Origin of the sequence: Mesorhizobium sp. M0664, from assembly GCF_040320565.1 — a bacterium.
Lineage (GTDB): Bacteria > Pseudomonadota > Alphaproteobacteria > Rhizobiales > Rhizobiaceae > Mesorhizobium.
Genome location: NZ_JAMYPW010000005.1, coordinates 189659 through 212681 on the forward strand (window position 1 = coordinate 189659; position 23023 = coordinate 212681).

Annotated in this window: 19 protein-coding genes and 1 pseudogene; 14 read left to right on the forward strand and 6 right to left on the reverse strand. The window is 62.7% G+C overall.

The features are described 5' to 3' along the window. Nucleotides 1-35 precede the first annotated feature (35 nt). Nucleotides 36-788 (forward strand): DUF502 domain-containing protein, encoded by a 753-nt coding sequence (locus tag NKI39_RS09830; protein WP_352471756.1) that lies wholly within the window; start codon nt 36-38, stop codon nt 786-788. Here the strand turns inward: NKI39_RS09830 and recG are convergent. After that, entirely contained in the window at nt 740-2848 is a 2109-nt protein-coding gene (gene recG, locus NKI39_RS09835) for an ATP-dependent DNA helicase RecG (RefSeq protein WP_352502469.1), read from the reverse strand. The genes NKI39_RS09830 and recG overlap by 49 nt on opposite strands. 91 nt (nt 2849-2939) lie before the next feature. Between recG and NKI39_RS09840 the strand changes: the two genes are divergently transcribed. From NKI39_RS09840 to NKI39_RS09865, 6 genes are all read left to right on the forward strand, one after another. After that, on the forward strand, nt 2940-3227 hold the full coding sequence (locus NKI39_RS09840; RefSeq protein ID WP_352471754.1) for an FAD assembly factor SdhE: 288 nt from the start codon (nt 2940-2942) through the stop codon (nt 3225-3227). Nucleotides 3228-3240: 13 nt separating this feature from the next. Further along, complete coding sequence (gene mfd, locus NKI39_RS09845; RefSeq protein ID WP_352502470.1) at nt 3241-6738, forward strand: transcription-repair coupling factor; 3498 nt, start codon at nt 3241-3243, stop codon at nt 6736-6738. 179 nt (nt 6739-6917) lie between these two features. Then, a complete protein-coding gene (locus NKI39_RS09850) occupies nt 6918-8291 on the forward strand; it encodes a class II 3-deoxy-7-phosphoheptulonate synthase (protein ID WP_352471752.1) in 1374 nt (457 codons plus the stop codon). Between the two features lie 149 nt (nt 8292-8440). Continuing rightward, entirely contained in the window at nt 8441-8860 is a 420-nt protein-coding gene (locus tag NKI39_RS09855; protein ID WP_352502471.1) for a GFA family protein, read from the forward strand. Nucleotides 8861-8937: 77 nt separating this feature from the next. Then, on the forward strand, nt 8938-9297 hold the full coding sequence (locus NKI39_RS09860) for a diacylglycerol kinase (RefSeq protein WP_352471749.1): 360 nt from the start codon (nt 8938-8940) through the stop codon (nt 9295-9297). Between the two features lie 40 nt (nt 9298-9337). Further along, on the forward strand, nt 9338-9925 hold the full coding sequence (locus tag NKI39_RS09865; RefSeq protein ID WP_352502472.1) for a hemerythrin domain-containing protein: 588 nt from the start codon (nt 9338-9340) through the stop codon (nt 9923-9925). A 3-nt stretch (nt 9926-9928) separates the two neighbouring features. Here the strand turns inward: NKI39_RS09865 and NKI39_RS09870 are convergent, their stop codons facing one another. Then, the gene (locus NKI39_RS09870) at nt 9929-10516 is read right to left on the reverse strand and encodes a DedA family protein (protein ID WP_352502473.1); all 588 of its coding nucleotides are present in this window, start codon (nt 10514-10516) and stop codon (nt 9929-9931) included. After that, entirely contained in the window at nt 10513-11076 is a 564-nt protein-coding gene (locus NKI39_RS09875; RefSeq protein WP_023680015.1) for a DUF1003 domain-containing protein, read from the reverse strand. Before NKI39_RS09875 ends, NKI39_RS09870 begins: the two co-directional genes overlap by 4 nt. 83 nt (nt 11077-11159) lie before the next feature. On the opposite strand from NKI39_RS09875, the gene NKI39_RS09880 reads away from it, so the two are divergent. The 5 genes from NKI39_RS09880 (at nt 11160) to gltX (ending at nt 17755) form a co-directional block, all read left to right on the forward strand. Beyond that, a complete protein-coding gene (locus NKI39_RS09880; protein ID WP_352502474.1) occupies nt 11160-11873 on the forward strand; it encodes a DNA-3-methyladenine glycosylase I in 714 nt (237 codons plus the stop codon). Between the two features lie 65 nt (nt 11874-11938). Further along, on the forward strand, nt 11939-13621 hold the full coding sequence (locus NKI39_RS09885) for an NAD+ synthase (RefSeq protein WP_352502475.1): 1683 nt from the start codon (nt 11939-11941) through the stop codon (nt 13619-13621). Nucleotides 13622-13647: 26 nt separating this feature from the next. After that, nucleotides 13648-14061: a GNAT family N-acetyltransferase gene (locus NKI39_RS09890; RefSeq protein WP_352831606.1), complete on the forward strand. Its 414-nt coding sequence runs from the start codon at nt 13648-13650 to the stop codon at nt 14059-14061. A 382-nt stretch (nt 14062-14443) separates the two neighbouring features. Beyond that, nucleotides 14444-16249: an ABC transporter ATP-binding protein gene (locus NKI39_RS09895; RefSeq protein ID WP_352613797.1), complete on the forward strand. Its 1806-nt coding sequence runs from the start codon at nt 14444-14446 to the stop codon at nt 16247-16249. Between the two features lie 132 nt (nt 16250-16381). Further along, entirely contained in the window at nt 16382-17755 is a 1374-nt protein-coding gene (gene gltX / locus NKI39_RS09900; protein WP_352471740.1) for a glutamate--tRNA ligase, read from the forward strand. Here the strand turns inward: gltX and NKI39_RS09905 are convergent. Continuing rightward, nucleotides 17673-18857: a DUF2865 domain-containing protein gene (locus NKI39_RS09905; protein WP_352831607.1), complete on the reverse strand. Its 1185-nt coding sequence runs from the start codon at nt 18855-18857 to the stop codon at nt 17673-17675. The two genes, gltX and NKI39_RS09905, sit on opposite strands and share 83 nt — an antisense overlap. Before the next feature lie 25 nt (nt 18858-18882). Further along, complete coding sequence (locus NKI39_RS09910) at nt 18883-19122, reverse strand: hypothetical protein (RefSeq protein WP_352831609.1); 240 nt, start codon at nt 19120-19122, stop codon at nt 18883-18885. Between NKI39_RS09910 and NKI39_RS09915 the strand changes: the two genes are divergently transcribed. Next, entirely contained in the window at nt 19121-19741 is a 621-nt protein-coding gene (locus tag NKI39_RS09915) for a DUF1287 domain-containing protein (protein WP_352831610.1), read from the forward strand. The two genes, NKI39_RS09910 and NKI39_RS09915, sit on opposite strands and share 2 nt — an antisense overlap. A 12-nt stretch (nt 19742-19753) precedes the next feature. Here the strand turns inward: NKI39_RS09915 and NKI39_RS09920 are convergent, their stop codons facing one another. Further along, on the reverse strand, nt 19754-22078 hold the full coding sequence (locus NKI39_RS09920; RefSeq protein WP_352831612.1) for an NADP-dependent malic enzyme: 2325 nt from the start codon (nt 22076-22078) through the stop codon (nt 19754-19756). Between the two features lie 274 nt (nt 22079-22352). Here NKI39_RS09920 and NKI39_RS09925 point away from each other — a divergent pair. Further along, nucleotides 22353-22877, forward strand: a pseudogene (locus NKI39_RS09925) (GrpB family protein). The last annotated feature ends 146 nt before the right edge of the window (nt 22878-23023 follow it).

Genomic DNA, 23023 nt, shown 5'->3' on the forward strand with positions numbered 1-23023 from the left:
TAGTGTCGCGCTGCAAACACACGCTGCGGTGAACCATGTCGGATGCTCTCAAGACCTCAGGCATGACCCGGCTGAGAAACTATTTCCTGACCGGCTTCGTCGTTTGCGCGCCGCTGGCGATTACCGCCTACATTGCCTGGTCGCTGATCGGCTGGGTCGATTCCTGGGTGAAACCCTACATTCCGGTACGCTACAATCCGGACACGTACCTGCCGTTTCCAGTGCCGGGTTTTGGGCTGATCGTTGCCCTGATCCTCATCACCTTCATCGGCTTTATGACCGCCAATATCGTTGGCCGCGCCATCGTCAACTTCGGCGAGCGCCTGCTTGGCCGCATGCCGCTGGTGCGCGGCATCTACCGTTCGCTGAAGCAGATTTTCGAGACAGTGCTGTCGAACAAGGGCGACATGTTCCGGCAGGTCGGATTGGTCGAATATCCGCGCAAAGGGGTCTGGTCGCTTGTCTTCGTCGCCAGCGAGAAGGAAACCGAGATCAACCAGAAGCTCGACCGGGAAGGCGATCCGCTGATTGCCGTGTTCATGCCGTGTACGCCCAACCCGACGACCGGCTTTCTGATGTATGTGCCGAAATCCGACATTGTGCTGCTCGACATGACGATCGAGGACGGAGCCAAGCTGATCGTGTCGGCCGGCCTGGTGGCGCCAGCTGTCAAAATGGTGACGGTGAACGGCGAGCATATCCACGGCGCGCTTGCCAATCCTCCGCTCGACACGATGCCTCAGCCGGCACGCAGGAGCCGCACGGCCTCGTCGCGGCCGAACAGATAGAGCAACAGGCGCAGCGCCGTGCCGCGTTCGGACTGCAGTTCCGGATCGCGCGACAGGATCAGCCGCGCATCGTCGCGTGCGGCCTCGAGCAGGTCGGCATGCGCCTCGATGCGCGCCACCTGGAAGCCCGGCGTGCCGGACTGGCGGGTGCCGAGCAACTCGCCTTCGCCGCGCAGCTTCAGATCCTCTTCGGCGATACGGAAACCGTCCTCGGTCTCGCGCATCACCGACAAACGGCGTTTTGCCGTCTCGCCGAGCGGGTCCTTGTAGAGCAGCACACAGGATGAAGGCTTGTCGCCACGCCCGACCCGGCCACGCAATTGGTGCAACTGGGCGAGGCCAAAACGCTCGGCATGCTCGATGACCATGATCGTCGCATCAGGCACATCGACGCCGACCTCGATGACGGTGGTGGCGATCAGGATACGGGTGTCGCCCTGCTTGAAGGCGCGCATCGCCTCGTCTTTGTCGGTGCCTTTCATGCGGCCGTGCACCAGGCCGATGCGGTCGCCGAACAGCGGCTTCAGCGAGGCAAAACGGTCCTCGGCCGACATCAGCTTGATCTCCTCGGATTCCTCGATCAGCGGACAGATCCAGTAGATTTTCTGGCCATCGGCGACGGCGTCGAGCATGCGTCCGATCAGTTCGTCGAGCCGTTCAAGCGGCAAGGTGACGGTGCGGATCGGCTGGCGGCCGGCCGGCTTTTCCGTCAGCTTCGACACATCCATGTCGCCGAATGCAGTCAGCACCAGCGTCCGCGGTATCGGCGTTGCTGTCATCACCAGCATGTCGGGCGCATCGCCCTTGGCGGTAATGGCAAGGCGCTGATGGACGCCGAAACGGTGCTGCTCGTCGACGACGGCGAACACGAGGTCACGGAACGTCACCGTTTCCTGGAACAGCGCATGGGTGCCGACGACGATGTCGATGTCACCATTGGCCAGCCCGGTCAGCGTGTCGGCACGCTCGCGGCCCTTTTCGCGACCTGTGAGGACGGCGACACGCAGGCCGGCCCGTTCCGCCAACGGCGCAATTGTTGCCAGATGCTGGCGCGCCAGGATTTCGGTCGGCGCCATCAATGCCGCCTGGCCGCCGGCCTCGACGGCACGCGCCATGGCAAGCAGCGCGACCACCGTCTTGCCGGAGCCGACATCGCCCTGCAAAAGGCGCAGCATGCGTTCGGGGTCACCGAGATCGGCGTTGATTTCGGCAAGCGCCATTTCCTGCGACATGGTCAGCGAATAGGGGAGTGCCACGCGCAGTTGTTCGACTATGCGGCCGTCGCCGACCAATGGCCGGCCAGATAATCGGCGGACCTTGGCCCGCACCAGCGCCAGCGATACCTGGCCGGCCAAGAACTCGTCATAGGCAAGGCGCCGCCACGCTGCGCCGTCGACGGAGACGTCGATCGGGTCGGCAGGATTGTGGATGCGGTTGAGCGCATCGCTGAAAGCAGGAAAGGCATGGCGGCGCCGGAACTCACCGTCCTGCCATTCGGGCAGCACCGGCAGGCGGGCCAGCGCCTGGCCGATGGCCCGGCGCAGTACCTTGCCCGAGAGCCCGGCGGTCAGCGGATAGACCGGCTCGACCAGCGGCAGGTTTTCCGCGTCGTCGGCAAGTGCGATATGGTCGGGGTGAACCATGGTCGGGCGGCCGTTGAACCATTCCATGCGGCCGGAGACGACGACATGCTCGCCTACGGGCATTGCTTTTTCGAGATAGGCGGCATGGGCATGGAAGAAGGTCAGCGCGATCTCGCCGGTGTCGTCATGGGCGTAGACCCGGTACGGGACCGACCTGTTGCCGCGTGGCGGCGGCTGGTGGCGGTCGATGCGGACGTCGAGCGTAACGATGGCGCCTTCCGCCGAGCCGGCGATGCCAGGCCGGTTGCGGCGGTCGATGACAGTATGCGGCAGCACGAACAAGAGATCCCCGGCGCGCGCGGCCCGGTCGCCGAGGTCGGCTGCTACGACTTTTTCGATCAGGGCGCCAACTTTTGGCCCGACCCCGGCAAGCGAGGTGATCGGGACAAACAGCGGATCGAGGAGGGAGGGACGCATGATGTCAGCTTATGTTGCGGCGACTGTAGCGCAAGGCTGACACCGCCTTCTATCCACGCTATATGCGCCGCCTGGGCAAGGATGTTGCAAGATGACCGGAACGAAACGATCAAGCGAGGGGCTCGATGCCCGCCGCCGCAAGCTTCTGTTTCGTTCGTGGCACCGCGGCATGCGCGAGATGGACCTTATACTCGGCAGCTTCGCCGATGCCGAGATCGGCGCCTTGACCGGCGACGAAATCGACCAATATGAGAGGCTCCTCGACATTCCCGACACCGAATTCCTGCCTCTCGTCACTGGCGAACGCCCGGTTCCGGCGGATATCGACTGTACCGTCCTGCAAAAAATCCTGGCTTCGCGCCGGGAGATGACCTTCTGAACAACGTGTAGCCATGAGCCTTATCCCTACGATCGGTCTGCCGAAAGGCCGCGCCGGCCAGTTCATCGTCGATGGCGTCGCCGACGGCTACGAAGCCTTTGCGCTGGTGCAGGCTGCGCACGAGATCGCCCCTGACAAGCCGGTGCTGTTCGTGGCGCGCGACGGCCAGCGTCTGCCGGCGATCGTCGAGGCGCTTGCCTTTGCCGCGCCGGGCCTGCCGGTGCTGGAACTGCCGGCCTGGGACTGCCTGCCTTACGACCGCGTCTCGCCCGGCGCCGACGCCGCCGCAAGGCGGCTCGATGCGCTGGCAGCGATGATCGCGCTGGCGAAGAAGCCGCACCGCGCCGTCATTCTCACCACCGCGAACGCCTTGCTTCAACGCATTCCGCCGGCGGAACTCGTCGAGGCGCAGACCTTTCACGCCAAGCCCGGCAACCAGATCGACATGAACGCGCTGGTGTCACGGCTGGAGACTTCCGGCTTCGAGCGGGTGCCGACGGTGCGCGGCATCGGCGAATTTGCCGTGCGCGGCGGCATTCTCGATCTCTTCGCGCCCGGCTGGACGGAGGCACTGCGCCTCGATTTCTTCGGCGATACGCTGGAATCGATCCGCGTCTTCGACACCGCAACCCAGCGCACCATCGGCCAACGCAAGTCGATGGCGCTGCAGGCGATGAGCGAGGTGGCGCTGACGCCGGAAACCATCAGCCGCTTCCGCCGCGCCTACATCGAAGCCTTTGGCGCGCCCTCGCGCGACGATGGGCTCTATGCGGCGGTCAGCGAGGGCAGGCGGTTTGCCGGCATGGAGCACTGGCTGCCGTTCTTCTATGAGCGGCTGGAAACCGTGTTCGATTACCTGCCGGATGCGCCCGTGGTGTTTGATCATCTGGCGCATGAGGCACTGGCCGAGCGCCACACTCTGATCCTCGATCATTACGAGGCGCGAAAAAAACAGGCCGACGGCGCCTTGAAGGATGCCGTGCCCTACAAGCCGGTGTCGCCGGATCAGCTTTATCTGTCGCCCGAGAACCTGATTGCCTCGCTTGGTCCGCGCGAAGCGATCGACTTCACCTCCTTCGACGCGCCCGATGCCGGTGCGAAAAAGGTGTTCCATGCCGGCTCGCGCCATGGCCGCAGCTTCGTCGAGGAACGCGCCGACCCTAACGCCAACGTCTTCGACGTCGTCGTCAAACACATTTCCGACGAGCGCGCTGCACGCCGCCGTGTCGTCGTCGCCGGCTGGACTGAAGGTTCGCTCGACCGGCTCGGCCAGATCCTGGTCGAGCATCACCTTGGCAATCTGGAGCCGGTGGCGACGCTTGCCGAAGCCGAAAGGCTTGAGCCAGGGCAGGCGGCCCTGGCCGTGCTGCCGCTCGAATCCGGCTTCGAGACCGAGAAACTGGTCGTCGTCGCCGAGCAGGACATTCTCGGCGACCGGCTGATCCGGCGCTCGAAGCGCAAGAAGCGCGCGTCCGACTTCATCGCCGAGGCTTCGGCATTGTCTTCAGGCGATATCGTCGTGCATGCCGACCATGGCATTGGCCGCTTCATCGGGCTGCGCACCATCGAGGCAGTCGGTGCGCCGCACGATTGCCTTGAAATCCACTATGCCGGCGACGATCGGCTGTTCTTGCCGGTGGAAAACATCGAGCTGCTGTCGCGCTATGGCTCGGATTCGGCCGAGGCGACGCTCGACAAGCTTGGCGGCGGCGCCTGGCAATCGCGCAAGGCACGGCTGAAGAAACGTCTGCTCGACATGGCCGGGCAGCTGATCCGCATCGCCGCCGAGCGACAAATGCGGGCCGCACCGGCGCTGGTGCCGGCGGAAGGCCTCTATGGCGAGTTTGCGGCGCGTTTCCCCTATGAAGAAACCGACGACCAGCAAACGGCAATCGATTCGGTCATGGGTGATCTGGGCGCTGGAAAGCCGATGGATCGGCTGATCTGCGGCGATGTCGGCTTCGGCAAGACCGAAGTCGCGCTTCGTGCCGCCTTCATCGCGGCGATGGAAGGCTTTCAGGTCGCGGTGGTGGTGCCGACGACATTGTTGTCGCGCCAGCATTTCAAGACCTTCTCGCAGCGCTTCTCCGGCCTGCCGATCCGCGTCGCCCAGGCCTCGCGGCTGGTCGGCGCCAAGGAACTGGCCGAGACCAAGAAGGGCGTCGCCGAAGGCCAAGTCGACATTGTCATCGGCACGCACGCACTGCTCGGCTCCTCGATCTCGTTCAAGAATCTCGGCCTGCTGATCATCGACGAGGAGCAGCATTTCGGCGTCAAGCACAAGGAGCGGCTGAAGGATCTCAAGACCGACGTCCACGTTCTGACGCTGTCGGCGACGCCGATCCCGCGAACGCTTCAGCTTGCCTTGACCGGGGTGCGTGAGCTGTCGCTGATCGCCACGCCGCCGGTCGATCGCATGGCCGTGCGTACCTTCATCTCCCCTTTCGATCCGCTGGTCATCCGCGAGACGCTGCTGCGCGAGCGCTACCGTGGCGGCCATTCCTTCTACGTCGTACCGCGTATCAGCGATCTCACGGAAATCCATGATTTCCTGCGCGAATCCGTGCCTGAGCTGAAAGTGGCGGTGGCCCACGGCCAGATGCCGCCCGGCGAGCTCGACGATATCATGAATGCCTTTTATGACGGCCAGTACGATGTGCTTTTGTCGACCACCATCGTCGAATCCGGCCTCGATATACCGACCGCCAATACGCTGATCGTACACCGCGCCGACATGTTCGGCCTGTCTCAGCTCTATCAGTTGCGTGGCCGCGTCGGCCGTTCGAAGGTGCGCGCCTATGCGCTGTTCACTCTGCCCGCCAACCGCAAGCTAACCGATACAGCCGAGCGTCGGCTGAAAGTGCTGCAATCGCTCGATACGCTAGGCGCCGGTTTCCAGCTGGCCAGCCACGACCTCGACATCCGCGGCGCCGGCAATCTGCTTGGCGAAGAGCAGTCGGGCCACATCAAGGAGGTCGGCTTCGAGCTCTACCAGCAGATGCTGGAGGAGGCGGTGGCCGAAGTGAAGGATTCCGGCGAGGTGCAGGACGGCGGCTGGTCGCCGCAGATCGCCGTCGGCACGGCGGTGATGATCCCGGAAAGCTACGTCCCGGATCTGCAGCTCAGGCTGGCGCTCTATCGCCGTCTTGGCGATCTCGAAAATACGGAAGAGATCGATGCTTTCGGCGCCGAGCTGATCGACCGGTTCGGACCGTTGCCGGAAGAGGTAAAGCATCTGTTGAAGATCGTCTTCATCAAGGCGCTTTGCCGCAAGGCCAACGTGGAGAAGCTCGACGCCGGGCCGAAAGGTGTCGTCGTCCATTTCCGCAAGCGGGAATTCCCCAATCCGGTCGGGCTGGTCAAGCTCATCGGCGAACAGGGCTCGCTGGCCAAGATCCGACCCGACCAGAGCGTCGTCTTCAGCCGTGACTGGGCGACGCCCGAGAAGCGGCTGGCTGGCTCAGCGGTTGTCATGACGCAGCTGGCGCGGCTGGTGGAGAAGGCGGCGTAGCAGCGCGTCGCTGGTGCTCTGGGCACAGCCGCACCGGCACTTTCGCAGTGCCGTGCTCATTCGCCACGCGCCCAATTCCGGTCTAGAATAGGAAATCGGCTTCGTGTATGGAGCCGCGACCCCATATGGGGCGGATTGGCGGGCGATGGCGTCCGTGTGAAAGAGCGTTAGGTGCTTCGATGACGAAATGGTCGCCGAATTCGTGGAGAGCTAAGCCGATCCAGCAGGTTCCTGCCTATCCGGATCTTGCCGCGCTGAGGAACACGGAAGCCCAGCTTGCCACGTTTCCGCCGTTGGTTTTTGCAGGTGAGGCACGCAAACTGAAGAAGCAGCTTGCAGCCGTCGCTGCCGGTGACGCATTCCTTCTGCAGGGCGGCGATTGCGCCGAGAGCTTCGCCGAGCATGGCGCCGACAATATCCGCGACTTCTTCCGCGTCTTCCTGCAGATGTCGGTGGTGCTGACCTTCGCCGGCGCCCAGCCGGTGGTGAAGGTCGGCCGTGTCGCCGGCCAGTTCGCCAAGCCGCGCTCGTCCGACAATGAGACCAAGGGCGGTGTAACGCTGCCGAGCTATCGCGGCGACATCATCAATGGCATCGAGTTCGACGCCAAGTCGCGCATTCCCGATCCTGCAAGACAGGAGATGGCGTACCGCCAGTCGGCGGCGACGCTCAACCTTTTGCGTGCCTTCGCCCAGGGCGGCTACGCCAGCCTGGAGAACGTGCATCAATGGATGCTCGGCTTCGTGTCCGACAGCCCGCAGGGCGAGAAATACGAGTCGCTCGCCAACCGCATCACCGAGACGATGGACTTCATGAAGGCCGTCGGCATCACCTCGGAGACCAATTACGCGCTGCGCGAGACGGATTTCTACACCAGCCACGAAGCGTTGCTGCTCGGCTACGAGGAGGCGCTGACCCGCGTCGATTCGACCTCCGGCGACTGGTACGCCACCTCTGGCCACATGATCTGGATCGGTGATCGCACGCGCCAACCCGACCATGCCCATGTCGAATACTGCCGCGGCATCAAGAACCCGCTCGGGCTGAAATGCGGTCCGTCGCTGACGCCGGATGGCCTGTTGCAGCTCATCGACCTGCTCAATCCGGAGAACGAGCCCGGCCGGCTGACGCTGATCGCCCGCTTCGGCTCCGACAAGGTTGCCGACCATCTGCCCAAACTGGTGCGCGCGGTGCAGAAGGAAGGCCGCAGCGTGGTGTGGTCGTCCGACCCGATGCATGGCAATACGATCGAGGCCGCCGGCTACAAGACACGGCCGTTCGACCGCATCCTGAAGGAAGTGCAGACCTTCTTCGAGGTGCACCGCGCCGAAGGCACGCATCCGGGCGGCATCCACATCGAGATGACCGGCAAAAACGTCACCGAGTGCACCGGTGGTGCCCGCGCCATCACCGCCGAAGAACTGCAGGACCGCTACCACACCCATTGCGATCCGCGCCTCAATGCCGATCAGGCGATCGAGTTGGCGTTCCTGGTCTCCGATCTGCTCAAGAAGACCCATCCGGTCCAGCACAAGCAGGCCGTTAACGGCTGATATGATCTGAACTTTGATGTCATTGAAGAAGCGCCGGGCGAAAACCGGCGCTTTTTGTATTCAATCCCGCCGGTGTCGCATTTGCTCGTGCCTAACGCGCGCAAAACTGGAATGCTGCCAGGCGATGGCAATTGCATCGGGAGGCCGACATGGCTGACAGTCACACCGGATCATGCTTGTGCGGGGCAGTGCGGTTCAAGACACGAGGACCGCTACGCGGTGTCGTCTACTGCCATTGCTCGCAGTGCCGGAAGCAGAGCGGGCATTTTTATGCGGCGACCAACGTTGCCGACCGCGACATTACAATCACCGGCGCGAAGAGCATCACCTGGTACGAGGCCTCTTCGTTCGCCAGGCGCGGCTTCTGCAAGACATGCGGCTCTCTGTTGTTCTGGAAGCCGAGCGATGACGGCTATGTTTCGGTCATGGCAGGGCTGTTCGACGCGCCAACTAGGCTCCAAGGCGAATGTCATATCTTCGTCGGCGACAAGGGCGATTATTACGCGATCGATGACGGGCTGCCGCAGTTCGAGAAGTCGACGCCGTCGATCAAGGTGGCAGCCGGCTGATTCTTTGCAGAGGCCGCCTTATTCCCTTGGTCCAGCCATTGCGCTATCCCCTGCCGGTGATTCCGAAGGGTTTTGGCATGCAGCGACTGATCGACGCTTTTTACAATTCGGTGCGGGCGTTTCGCAAACTGGCCGCCGGCGAGGAGGCCTTCCAGCTGGAGCTGACGCTGCTCGTGCTTGCCTTGCCGCTCGGCTGGTTCCTTTCGGAATCGTGGCGCGGCTATGCGTTGCTGATCGGCGCGGTGCTGCTCATGATCATGATCGAGGTGCTGAACACCGGCATCGAGGCGGCATGCGACGCGTTCAGCCGCGAATTCAACGTCGATATCCAACTGGCCAAGGATTGCGGTTCGCTGGCGGTGCTGATTTCGGTGGTGATCGCTGCCGGGGTATGGGGCGTCGCCGTCATCGAGCGGATCCTCGGGGTACCGATCTGACGTTTCAGACACTACATGCAGGTCAACTGAGGGGCCCGACATGGCCGATACCACCGGATTTCTGTTGCTTGAACGTGAGGGCCTGCCGGACGATCTGCGCTGGCTGGTCGAAAAATATCCGCGCGAGGACTGGCAGGCGCATGCCAATATCCACGGCATAGCCAATATGTGGCTGCAGCGGCACGACATGTTCCGCGAGCTTGGCGGCATGCTCACCAATGGTATCGGCGATTATCGAGAAAGTAGGCTGAACGCGCCGGAATTCGCGCGCTGGTTCGCGCCGCGCCTCAACCATTTCCTCGGCAATCTCGACGGCCATCACAATGTCGAGGACCATCATTATTTCCCGGTCTTCGCCAGGGCCGAGACCCGTCTGAAGCGCGGCTTCGAGATTCTCGATGCCGATCACCACACAATCCATGAGGGACTGGAGCGCAATGCCGAGGCGGCAAATGCCTTCATCCGCACGCTTCAGAAGAGCGAAGACAAACAGCGTTTCGCCGCCGATGCCTATGCCGACGAGAACGGCCGGCTGATCGCCATGTTGACCCGGCATCTTGCCGACGAGGAAGACCTGATCATTCCGCTGATCCTCGAGAAGGGTGATCGCGCGCTCGGCATTGATTGACGATCAGCTTCCCTTGTGGAGTTCCTTCTTGGCGACGATATGGGCCGCGAGCCAGCCGAGGATGGCCACAACGAGGCCGATTGCCAGAGCGATCAGTAATCGCTCGTGACGAGCCAGCGCTTGGCCGACGATGTGCTCCGCGCCCAGCCCGAAGACATAACCGACAGTGCAGAACAGTGCCGCCCAGACCACCGATGAGATGGCGTTGAGGATGACGAAGCGCGCCGCCGCAATGCCCGACAGCCCGGCGGCGATGCCGCCGACCAGGCGGAGGCCATAGATGTAGCGGTTCGACAGCACGAAAATGTTGGGATGAGAGGTGACAAGGCGGTAGGCGTGGCTGAAGCCCGGCCGGGCTCGGAGCCTGATCACGAATTTATGGTCGGCGAAGCTCCGTCCCAAGATGAAGAAGAACGTGTCGCCACCGAAGGCGCCGAGCGCGGCTGCGAGAAACGCCTGCCACGGGATGAAGACATGCTGATGCGCAAAAAAACCGCCAAGAATTGCGGCGCTTTCGCCCTCTGCGACGCAGCCCAGAAAAACCGCGACCAATCCATATTGCTCAATGAGACGATGGATGACTTCCGTCATGAAGACGTTCGCTGCTTCGACAGAATGTCGTCGATGCGCTTCACCTGCTCGGCCAGCCGGGCGATCTCGTCTCGCATGCCGATGATCTGGCTGTGGCGCAGTTCGTCGAGCTTTTCGTGTAACGCCATGATCTCGATCTCGGCCTTGAGATTAACCTCATAGTCGTGGGCGGCGTCGATTCGATCGCGCTCCGTCTGGCGGTTTTGCGCCATCATGATCACTGGCGCCTGCAGGGCGGCAACCATGGAAAGCACGAGATTGAGGAAGATGAAGGGATAGGGATCGAAGGCGGCGCGCGACAAGAGCCAGACATTGCCTGCCGTCCACAGGATCAGGAAGCCAATGAATGCCAGGATGAAGGACCAAGAGCCGCCGATCCGGGCGATGGTGTCGGCCAGGCGATCTCCAAACGTCTGGTGAAAGGCGACGGCCTTGTTGGTGTCCTTGGAGATCGTGGTGCGCTCGAGCGTAGATTGCAGTACCCGGCTTTCGAGCGCGCTGAGGCCGTCCGGCTTTCGCTTCAGCCAGCGGCTTGCCAGGTCCTCGATCGTTTTGTTCATCGTCGCCTCCGTCGTCCGCGATGAGGTAGACGCTGCCGGTTCCTACGGGAAGTGGTAGATTGACGCGATGGGGTCAGGAAACAATGGTGGATTTTCAGAAAATTCGCGCCCGTGCAGCGAAGCGCAAAGGCGGTGAGGCAGCGCTGACGTCGCTGCTGGGTCCTATGCCCGACAATGCCGCGGTGGCAAAGATTACGGACGACCGGATCCTGTCGACCATGGCCGAGCGGGTTTTTGCCGCCGGCTTTGTCTGGCGCGTCATCGAGCAGAAATGGCCGGGTTTCGAGGAAGCATTTCTTGGCTTCGAGCCGAAGCGGCTGCTGTTCCAGCCTGACGATTTCTGGCACGATCTCACATTCGACAAGCGCATCGTCCGCAATCCGCAGAAGATCAAATCCGTACGCGACAACGCAGCCTTCGTCGAGCGCGTGTCGAAGGAGCATGGCAGCTTCGGCAAGTTCCTGGCCAATTGGCCGGCGGATGACCAGGTCGGATTGATGGCCTATCTCGGCAAGCATGGCAGCCGGCTCGGCGGCAATACCGGCCAGTATTTTCTGCGCTGGCTGGAGTGGGACGCCTTCATCGTCTCGGCCGACATGGCGGCAGCGCTGCGCGACGCTGGGCTCGACCTCGCGCAGAGCCCGACGTCGAAGAAGGACCTGGACAAGATCCAAGTGCAGATAAACGCCTGGGCGGCGGAAACCGGGCTGCCGCGCCGGCACATTTCGCGCATTCTGGCAATGTCGATCGGCGAGAACCATCCGCCGGAAGCCTTGCGCGAATATATGGGCGAATAGGATCGACTGTTTGGTCCAAACGAACGCCATTGCTCGACGAATTTTGCCGCGCTAAACCCACGGGCATGACAGACAAGACCGCTCCAGACATATTGCGCATCGCCGTCGCCCAGCTCAATCCGACGGTCGGCGACGTCGCCGGCAATCTTGCCAAGGCACGCGAGGCGAGGGCGGATGCCGCCCGCCAAGGCGCCGACCTCGTGCTGTTTACCGAGCTTTTCCTTGCCGGCTATCCGCCTGAGGATCTGGTGCTGAAGCCCGCCTTCCTGAAGGCCTGCGAGCGGGCGGCGGAGGATTTCGCCGGCGATACCGCCGACGGCGGCCCGGGTTTCGTCATCGGCACGCCGTTGAAGCGCAAGACCGGCACGCACAATTCGATCATCTTTGCCGATGGCGGCAAGATCCTTGCCGAACGCTACAAGCTCGATCTGCCGAATTACGGTGAGTTCGACGAGAAGCGCGTCTTCCAGGCCGGCCCCGAGATCCAGGGGCCGGTCAATTTCCGCGGCGTGCGCGTGGGAGTGCCGATCTGCGAAGATATCTGGGGCGAGGTTGCCGTCTGCGAGACGCTGGCCGAAAGCGGCGCGGAAATCCTGCTGGTCCCGAACGGCTCGCCCTATTACCGCGGCAAGGTCGACGTCCGCCACCAGATCGTCATCCGTCAGGTCATCGAATGCGGACTGCCGATTATCTATGCCAACCAGCTTGGCGGCCAGGACGAGCTGGTTTTCGATGGCGCATCGTTTGCCATAGGTTCTGACAAGACGCTGGCCTTCCAGATGAGCCAGTTCGAGGAGACGGTCAACGTCACCACCTGGAAGCGAAAGAATGACATCTGGGTCTGCTCTGACGGACCGATGTCGAAAATCCCGGAAAAGGAGGAGGCCGACTATCGCGCCTGCATGTTGGGCCTGCGCGATTACGTCAACAAGAACGGCTTCAAGAATGTCGTGCTCGGCCTCTCCGGCGGCATCGATTCGGCGATCTGCGCGGCACTTGCCGTCGATGCGCTCGGCGAGGAACGGCTGCGCGCCGTGATGATGCCTTACCGCTACACTTCGAAGGACTCGCTCAAGGATGCCGAGGACTGCGCCCGCGCGCTCGGCTGCCGCTACGACATCGTGCCGATCTTCGAGCCAGTCGAGGGTTTCCTGCACACGTTGACACAGCTTTTCGAGGGCACCAAGGAAGGCATCACCGAGGAAAACCTGCAGAGCCGGGCCCGCGGCACCATCCTGATGGCGATTTCCAACAAGTTCGGCTCGATGGTCGTTACCACCGGCAACAAGAGCGAGATGTCGGTAGGCTACGCCACGCTCTATGGCGACATGAATGGCGGCTTCAACCCGATCAAGGATCTTTATAAGATGCAGGTCTATGCGTTGTCGCGCTGGCGCAACGCGCATGTGCCGCCGGGTGCGCTCGGTCCGTCCGGCGAGGTGATCCCGGCCAACATCATCGACAAGGCGCCCTCGGCCGAACTGCGAGAGAACCAGACCGACCAGGATTCGCTGCCGCCCTATCCAGTGCTCGATGACATATTGGAGTGTCTGGTCGAGAACGAGATGGGCGTCGACGAGATCGTTGCGCGCGGCCATGACCGGGCGACGGTGGCGCGTGTCGAGCACCTGCTTTACGTCGCCGAATACAAGCGCCGGCAGGCGGCGCCTGGCGTGAAGATCACCAGGAAGAACTTTGGCCGCGATCGCCGTTATCCCATCACCAACCGGTTCAGGGATGGCGGGTAGGCGATTGGCTGCATAACGGTTTAGCCATGGCCAACTTTGAGATCAGCTTCGACCTGTCGCGAATCGACTTCCGGGCGACATCCGACATTTTGAAGGAGAGCTATTGGGGCAGCGGCCGCAGCGACGAATTGCACCGCCGCGCCTTTGCCAACTCACTGTGCGTCGGCGCCTATGTCCGCGGCAATCAGGTCGGCTTCGGCCGGGCGATCACCGACCGTACGGTATTTGCCTATCTCGCCGACATCATTGTCTGGCCCGGGTATCGCCGGCAAGGCATCGGAACCCGGCTTGTCCAGACGCTTATCGGTCATCCGGATTGCAAGACTGTCACGCATTGGAGCCTGTCGACCAACGACGCACACTCCATGTACGAGAAGCTCGGCTTCAGGCCTTCCACCGACGGCCGCTATATGCGCCTCGACCGTATCCCGGCAACCTGAACAGAGGCAGCGCACAACCCGCGATTGTTGCAAAATCGTCTCACTGCTTGGACCAGATGCGCTTTTGGCTATCTACTGACTTGGCGCGGCGTTGAGGCGTCTCTATAAACACCTCTCCGCGATTCCCCTTCAGGAGGAACCGAATGCCAGGATTTGACATCGTTATGCGAGGCTGCGAAGCCTAGGTCTTGGTCAGTGCGCCGCGAGATAGCCTCGCGGCAAGGCTGAACCGAGGCAGGTATTTCGCCGCTGCCGGTCGCCGCCCCTCTACAGGGCCGCCAAATACGCCAAACCTCCGCATCTCCGGGCGCCAAACGGCGCCGACGCGGTTTTTCAATTTCTACTTTCGTGGGATCGGGCTCGTTTGCGCCCGAATGACATCATGACTCGTTTTCGAATAGATTTGCGCGCGGGCGCCTTTCGCAGCGTTCTTGGCTTCACGCTCAGCCATTGGCGGTGTCAGCCGTGGCGGCTTGCCGGCATTATGGGCACATTCCTGCTGTCGACCTTGGCCGACGTGCTGACGCCGCTCTATTCCGGCCGGCTGGTGGATGCCGTCGCCAGCAGTGCTGCGGCCGACGATGTTGCGTGGAACGCGGCGACAGCGGCCTTTTCGATGCTGGTGGCCCTGGCGCTCACCGGTGTCGTGCTGCGCAATCTCGCCTTCATGGCCATTGTCGAGCTGACGTTGAAGATGATGGCGGATATCGCCGCCGACGCCTTCCACCGCGTCCAGCGCTTCTCCACCGACTGGCACGCCAACAGCTTCGCCGGATCGACGGTGCGCAAGATAACGCGCGGCATGTGGGCGCTCGACCTGCTCAACGACACGATCCTGATCGCGCTGCTGCCATCGGTCGTCATGCTCGTCGGCTCGACGCTGCTGCTTGGCTGGTTCTGGCCGCTGATGGGTGCTGTCGTCGCCACCGGTTCGGTTCTGTTCATCGCGGTGACGACGATGCTGTCGCTTGGCTATGTCGCGCCCGCGGCAAGGCTTGCCAATGCGTGGGATACACGGCTCGGCGGCTCGCTGGCCGACGCGGTAAGCTGCAACGCCGTGGTCAAGGGTTTTGGCGCCGAGGAACGCGAGGAGACGCGGCTCGCCGAGGTCGTCGCCAAATGGCGCGGTCGCACGCGCCGCACCTGGATGCGCGGCACCGTCAACGGCACCACGCAAGGGACGATGCTGCTGCTTTTGAGGGCAGCGGTCATCGGGTTCTCCCTGCTGTTGTGGTCGTGGGGGCAGGCGAGCGCCGGCGATGTCGCCTTCGTGCTGACCTCATTCTTCGTGCTGCAAGGCTATCTGCGCGACATCGGCACACATATCCGCAATCTGCAGCGCTCGATCAACGACATGGAGGAACTGGTCGACTTCCAGTCCGAACCACTCGGCATCGAGGATCGGCCCGGAGCCAAACCGATCCGGATCACCGATGGCCGTATCACCTTCGACAATGTCACGTTCCACTATGGCAGCCACCGCCTGCCGCTCTATCGCGATTTTTCGGTGGACATCGCGCCGGGCGAACGGGTTGGGCTGGTTGGCCATTCGGGCTCCGGCAAGACGACATTCGTCAAGCTGATCCAGCGCCTCTACGACGTGACTGCGGGCAATATCCTGATCGACGGCCAGGATATTGCGAATGTGGCGCAGGCGTCGCTGCGCGCACAGATCGCAATCGTCCAGCAGGAGCCGATCCTGTTTCACCGGTCGCTGGCCGAAAACATCGCCTATGCTCGGCCGGCCGCCACGCAGGCCGAGATCGAGCACGCGGCGCGATTGGCCAGCGCGCATGACTTCATTGCCAATTTGCCGAAAGGCTATGGCACGCTGGTCGGCGAGCGTGGCGTAAAGCTATCGGGTGGTGAGCGTCAGCGCGTTGCAATCGCACGCGCCTTTCTTGCCGATGCGCGCATTCTCATCCTGGATGAGGCAACGTCGAGCCTCGATTCGGAATCGGAGGTGCTGATCCAGCAGGCGATGGAGCGGTTGATGGTCGGCCGCACGACGCTGGTCATTGCCCACCGGCTGTCGACGGTGCGGGCGCTGGACAGGCTTTTGGTGTTCGATCGCGGCCGCATCGTCGAAGAGGGCTCGCATGACCAACTGATCCGGCTGCAAGGCGGCATCTACCGCCGGCTGTTCGAACGCCAGGCGCTTGAACTGACCAAAGGCCTGGTGATCTGACGGTTGCGGTGCCGCGCGTCTTGATAGACGTGCGGCGCTGCAGTCTTTTCTTCGCCTTTGTCATGTTCTATGTCTGCCGCCGAGCGCGGGGGCGCGTCTTGTCAACAGCAAAACCATCCGGTACGCCCGCTCATGACAGTTACCGTCCGTTTCGCCCCGTCACCGACCGGCCGCATCCATATCGGCAATGCGCGCACCGCTTTGTTCAATTGGCTGTTCGCCATCAAGAACAAAGGCCGCTTCATCCAGCGCTTCGACGACACCGACGTCGCCCGTTCGACGCAGGAGTTTTCCGACGCTATCCTATATGACCTGCATTGGCTGGGCATCTTCCCCGATGCCACGGAGTACCAGTCGCGGCGGGTCGAAATCTACGATGCCGCACTGGAGAGGCTGAAGGAGGCGCGCCTCGTCTATGCTTGCTATGAGACGCCTGAAGAGCTCGACCTGAGGCGCAAGGTGCGCCGCACGCGTGGCCTGCCGCCAGTCTATGGCCGCGAGGCGCTGACGCTGGCACCCGAGCAGGTGGCGGAATATGAGGCCGATGGCCGGCGGCCGCACTGGCGCTTTCTGCTGCCCAACTTCAGCAGCGATCCGCTACAGCCGGAGCGCACCGAAATCCACTGGAACGACCTGGTGCGCGGCGAAGAGACCGTCGACCTCGCCTCGCTTTCAGACCCGGTTCTGCGGCGTGAGGACGGCACCTACCTCTACACATTGCCTTCGGTTGTCGACGACATCGACATGGGCGTCAGCCATGTCATTCGCGGCGACGACCACGTCACCAATACCGGCGTCCAGATAGCCCTGTTCCGAGCACTTGGCGCGGAGCCGCCGGTGTTCGGCCACCACAATCTCCTGACAACGGCATCAGGCGAGGGACTTTCGAAGCGCACCGGCGCGCTGTCCATCCAGAGCCTGCGTGAGAGCGGCATCGAGCCGATGGCGATCGCTTCGCTGGCGGTGCTCGTCGGCACCTCGGAAAACGTCGTGGCGGTGCCAACGATGGCCGAGCTAGTCGAGCGCTTCGATCCGGCTGCAACATCGAAATCCGCCGCCAAATTCGACCCGGACGAACTCTTCGTGCTCAACCGCACGCTGCTGCATCACATGCCGTTTTCCGAGGCGCGCGACCGGCTGATCGTGCTCGGCATCTCCGGCGAACAGGCCGAGTCTTTCTGGCTGGCCGTGCGCGGCAATCTCGACAGGCTGGCCGATGCGGCGATCTGGTGGCGTACGCTTCGAGACGGTCCAGAGGAGCCGGCGGAGTTTTCCGACGAGGACCGCGACTTTCTTCGCCAGGCATTCGAGTTGCTGCCGGAAGAGCCTTGGAACGGCACCGTCTGGAAGGACTGGACGGGCAAGATCCGAGCGGCGAGCGGCCGTAAGGGCAAGGCGCTGTTCATGCCGCTCAGGCTGGCGCTTACGGGACAGCCTTCGGGTCCGGAGCTTGCAGATCTGTTGCCGCTGCTGGGTCGGGAAGGAACGTTGGCCCGACGACCCTGACCTTGCGCTGCTCCGGCGGCGGCAGCGATGTCGGCGAGGGCACAGGTTTGACAGCAAGGCGTCTGATCGCCCCACGGTCGAGGCCGTCTTGCGCATTGGCCAAGAACTCCGGGTCGGCGCCCGGATCAGGCCTGGCAACCGGCAGCGGAATGAACGGGGTACTCTCTACATTCGCCTCGGATTGTTCCCGGGTTGGCGGGTTGCCGGCGATGATCTCGAAATTCTGCGCGGCGTTGCAGCCGCAGGTCGGCGGCCGCGGCATGTCGGATTGCTTGTAGAGGTAGGCCGTCGGCAGTTCGATATAAGGCCTGCCCGTCACCGAAGACGTCATCGACGCCGAATCGCTGTTCACGCCGCGCGTGTAGAAAACCTGCATCTCGGTGCCGGGGCAGCTCGATTCGCAATTCTTCTGATCGCGCTCGAAATCGCCCAGCGAGGCAGCATTCGACATCGGGAAGAAATAGCCGTCGCAGGTCCGCACACACATGGTGCGGAATTCGCCTTGGGGCTGGCCCATGTCGGCGCTGTTGAGCACGGTGCGGATGTTGCCCGGCTGGCTCAGTTCTTCAGCCTGGTCGGCCTCTTCGGGCTGACTGCCCAAAAGCTGGTCGAGCAGGTTTCGCTTGCCGTTTTCACGGTTGGCTTCGCGGACCGGCGCGGGCGTCGGCGCCGCCGCATCATCGCGGCAGCCATTGGCGTCAAGCAACGTCAATATGCGCGCACGATCACGTCGCGAACCACCGCCGGCAAGGTCGCCGCGCTTGGCCTGCAGGGCGTCGAGATTGGCTGCCATGCGATCGATGGTGGCGTCGAGTGCTGCGCATGCGTTGGCGTTGCGGCGAGACAGCGAAAAGCCGCAGCCGGCGCTGCTGGCCTGCCTGACGGCCTTTGAAATCTGCTGGCGCTGCCGGACGATTGCGTCGTCATATTTCCTGAGCAATGCCGGTTTGCCGCCGCCACCACGAGAAGCGGCGGCAAGATCGGCTTCAAGCTGGCGGCAGAGGCGGGAAGCGGCCTGTGCCTGAGTGGCGGCAATGCCGCACAGCACCACGGCGCCGAGCAGCGCGGCGGTACGCGTCAGCTTCCAACGTGCGCCCGTCATCCCTCCGACTCCGCCTGCCTGTTGTTCAGAAAGCTACCGCGCTTGCGGTTAATCGTTTGTTTAGCATGCCGCCGATTCCGGCTTCAGCCCAAATCGGATGGCTTGCGCCTTGTGCGCGGCTTCGATCACGACCGGTGCTGTCATTTCGACCACGCCACACTGCGTATTCGGACAGAGCCAGAACCGCGACGTCCTGGCGCTGCACGAAAAAGGCGTATTCGCCCAGAAGAATGCCTGGATTCAGCAATGCCCGGAGGCTTGGCATGACCGCGATTACCCGTCGAGCCGCGCTGCAGTTTGGTCTTTTGTGCCTGGCGATGCCGGATGCCATGGCGCAGCAAAAGCCCATCGCGCCGGATTGGGGTACCAGATTGGTCGAAGCTGCCCGTGAGCAGATCGGCGTCACCACACTCTACGATCCGACCTATACACGCCTGGCCTATCCGGGCGGGGACGTTGGGCCCGAGCGGGGTGTTTGCACGGATGTCGTGATCCGTGCCTATCGCCGCGCCTTCGATGTCGATCTGCAAAGATTGGTACATGAGGATATGCGGGCCAATTTTGCCGCCTATCCGAAGGCTTGGGGCCTGAAAGCGCCGGACCGCAACATCGACCACCGCCGTGTGCCCAATCTTGCGGCCTATTTCGAGCGGCGCGGTGCTGCCTTGCCCGTCAGCCAAGACCCCGCCGACTATCGGCCAGGGGATCTCGTCGCCCAGATGCTGCCCGGCAATCTGTCGCATATTGCCATCGTGTCGTCCAATCGCTCCACTTTGGTACCGACAAGAAGGCTGGTTATTCACAATATCGGCGGCGGCGCCAGGGAAGAGGACACTTTGTTTGCCTTCAGGCAGACAGGGCATTTCCGGTTCAGGCCAATCTGAGAAAGCCCGCGGCTACCCCAGATCGACGATGGCTTGCGCCTTGTGCGCGGCTTCGACCACTGCCAGTGCCGTCATGTTGACGACGCCGCGCGACGTCACCGACGGCGTCAATATGTGCGCCGGGCTGTCGGTGCCGAGCAGGATCGGGCCGACATGCAGCGCCTCCATCATTGTGCGCAGCGCCGTCAGTGTGATGTTCGCCGAATCGAGATTGGGGAACACCAGCAGATTGGCTTCGCCTTTCAGCCGCGAATGCGGATAGACGCGTTGGCGCAGCTGCTCCGACAATGCCGAGTCGGCATGCATCTCGCCGTCGCATTGCAGGTCGGGCGCGATGCGCGCCAGGATCGCCGCCGCCTGCCGCATCTTCATGGCGCTTGGCGAATCGCGGGAGCCGAAATCCGAATGCGAAAGCAGGGCTGCCTTGGGCTCGATGCCAAAACGCTGAATCTCCTCGGCCGCCAGAACGGTCATCTCCGCAATCTCCTCGGCGGTCGGATCGACGGAGACATGGGTATCGGTGAGGAAGATGATGCCGCGCTGCGAAATCAGCATGGAAAGCGTCGACAGGTCGCGATCCCTAATGCCGGCGCGTGGCCCGATGATCAGCGTGACGTTGCGCAAATGGCGCTCGAAACGGCCCTCAAGGCCGCAGACCATGGCGTCGGCGTCGCCGCGCTTCAGGGCAAGGGCGGCGATCACCGTATTGTCGGTGCGCACCATGGTGCGTGCCGCTTCCGTAGTCACCCCACGGCGGCCGGCAAGCTCGATCAAAAGGTCGACGTAGTGGCGGTAACGCGGATCGTCTTCCGGGTTGATCAGGCCGAAATCGACGCCCGGCTTGATGCGCAGCCCATAGCGTTTCAACCGCACGTCGATGACGTGCGGGCGGCCGATCAGGATCGGTTCGGCAATGCCTTCCTCGAGCACGACCTGCGCGGCGCGAAGCACGCGCTCGTCCTCGCCGTCGGCATAGATGACGCGCTTGGCGCTCGACGTCTTGGCCATCGAGAACACGGGCTTCATGACCAGGCCGGAGCGGAAGACGAAGCGGTTCAGCTTGTCGATATAGGCGGCGAAATCGGTGATCGGCCGGGTCGCGACGCCGGTCTCGCAAGCTGCCTTGGCGACGGCAGGGGCAATGCGCAGGATCAGCCGCGGATCGAAAGGCGAGGGGATCAGGAACTCCGGGCCGAAGATCGGCGTCTCGCCGGAATAGGCACGCGCGGCAACGTCGGACGGCTCTTCGCGGGCAAGCGCCGCGATGGCCCGAACGGCGGCCATTTTCATCTCTTCGTTGATGGCCCTTGCGCCGCAATCCAGCGCGCCACGGAAGATGTAAGGAAAACAGAGTACGTTGTTGACTTGATTGGGGAAATCGGAGCGGCCGGTGCAGATCATCGCATCGGGTCGCGCCGCCCTTGCCGCTTCCGGCATGATCTCGGGATTGGGGTTGGCCAGCGCCAGGATCAGCGGCTTGGGCGCCATGTGGTGGAGCAGTTCCGGTTTCAGTACGCCGGCGGCAGACAGGCCGAGAAACACGTCGGCGCCGGGCAGAACGTCAGCCAGCGCGCGCGCCCCGGTATCCTTCACATAGGGGTCTTTCCAGCGGTCCATCTCCTCGACGCGGCCCTTATGGGCGACCCCGAACCGGTCGGTGACCCAGATGTTTTCAACCCGCGCGCCGAGCGAGACCAGAAGGTTGAGGCAGGCGAGCGCCGCAGCACCAGCGCCCGACGTGACGATCTTGATGTCCGAGATGGACTTGCCGGCGAATTCCAGCCCATTGAGCACAGCGGCGGCGACGATGATGGCGGTGCCGTGCTGGTCATCATGGAAGACCGGTATGCCCATGCGGGCTTTCAGCTGCTCCTCGACCTCGAAGCATTCGGGCGCCTTGATGTCTTCCAGGTTGATGCCGCCGAAGGTTGGTTCCAGCGCCGAGATCGTCTCGACCATGCGCTCGATGCCCGGTGCGTCGATCTCGATGTCGAAGACATCGATGCCGGCGAACTTCTTGAACAGCACCGCCTTGCCCTCCATCACCGGCTTGGAGGCGAGCGGACCGATATTGCCGAGGCCGAGCACCGCCGAACCGTTAGTGACGACGCCAACAAGATTGGCGCGGGCTGTATAGTCGGCAGCGGTTGCCGGATCGTCGCGGATTTCAAGGCAGGGGGCGGCGACACCCGGCGAATAGGCAAGCGCCAGGTCGCGCTGGTTGCCCAGCGGTTTCGTCGCCTGGATTTCAAGTTTTCCGGGACGGGGGTGCTTGTGGAAGTAGAGCGCTGCTTCGTCGAGGTCGGATCGCGCCGCCTTTTTGCTTTCGCTTGTCATGACGGCCGCCTCCTCAGTTCAGTCCGTTTGGGGTTTTGAGTCTCTTAGCATGCAGCCGAGCCTTTTCGAGGGGTGATATGTCGCAAGCGCGAGCTTATGGCTTTGCACCGCCGGCCAGTGCGGCCTGCCATTGAAATCTCGAACAACGGGCGGCGAGCTGCGCCGCCGCCAGTTGAATGTCTGCTAAGGTGGTTTGCAGGCGGTCCGCTTTCTGGCAGATATTGAATGGACCGGACGTTTGCAGACCTGTCCGCAATTCATGAGGAGTCGGAGTTTGCCCCCACCGATCCCCGTTCGCCTGGCACCCCATAATGCGAGCTGGGCCACCCGTGCTGCCAGCGAAGCAGATCGGCTGCAACAGCAGGCGGCTTCGATCCTTCAGGTCCACCACATCGGCTCAACCTCCATCCCCGGCATTGCCGCCAAGCCTGTCCTTGACCTGATGCCCGTTGTTTCGAATCTGGCGGCGCTGGATGCCGAACAGGCAGCCATTGAAGCCCTTGGCTATGAATGGCATGGCGCCTACGGCATGGAAGGACGACGCTATTGCACCCTACACGATTAGGTAACGGGCGAGCGGGTCGTTCAAATTCACTGCTTCGTGGACGGCGACCCCGCCATCCGCAGACATCTTGCCTTTCGCGACCTTCTGCGCAGTTCGCCTAGCATTGCAGAGGAGTATGAGCGAGAGAAGCGGCGATGTGCTGCGCTGCATCCCGAAGACAGCCACGCCTATTCCGACTGCAAAGACGCCTGGATAAAACGTGTCGAAGCAATGGCGCTCAGCCGCTATCCCTGAAAACACGTCTATCGTCCGCATCAGAGCTCGCCAGAGACACGAACGAACGTCTTAGCAGGGTCGATAGTGTTGAAAAAGTCCGGGTTGCAGCAGTCCTGAAGCACTTCTCTATTCGGCATGTTGAGGTCAAGCGCTTTCGAGCTTGC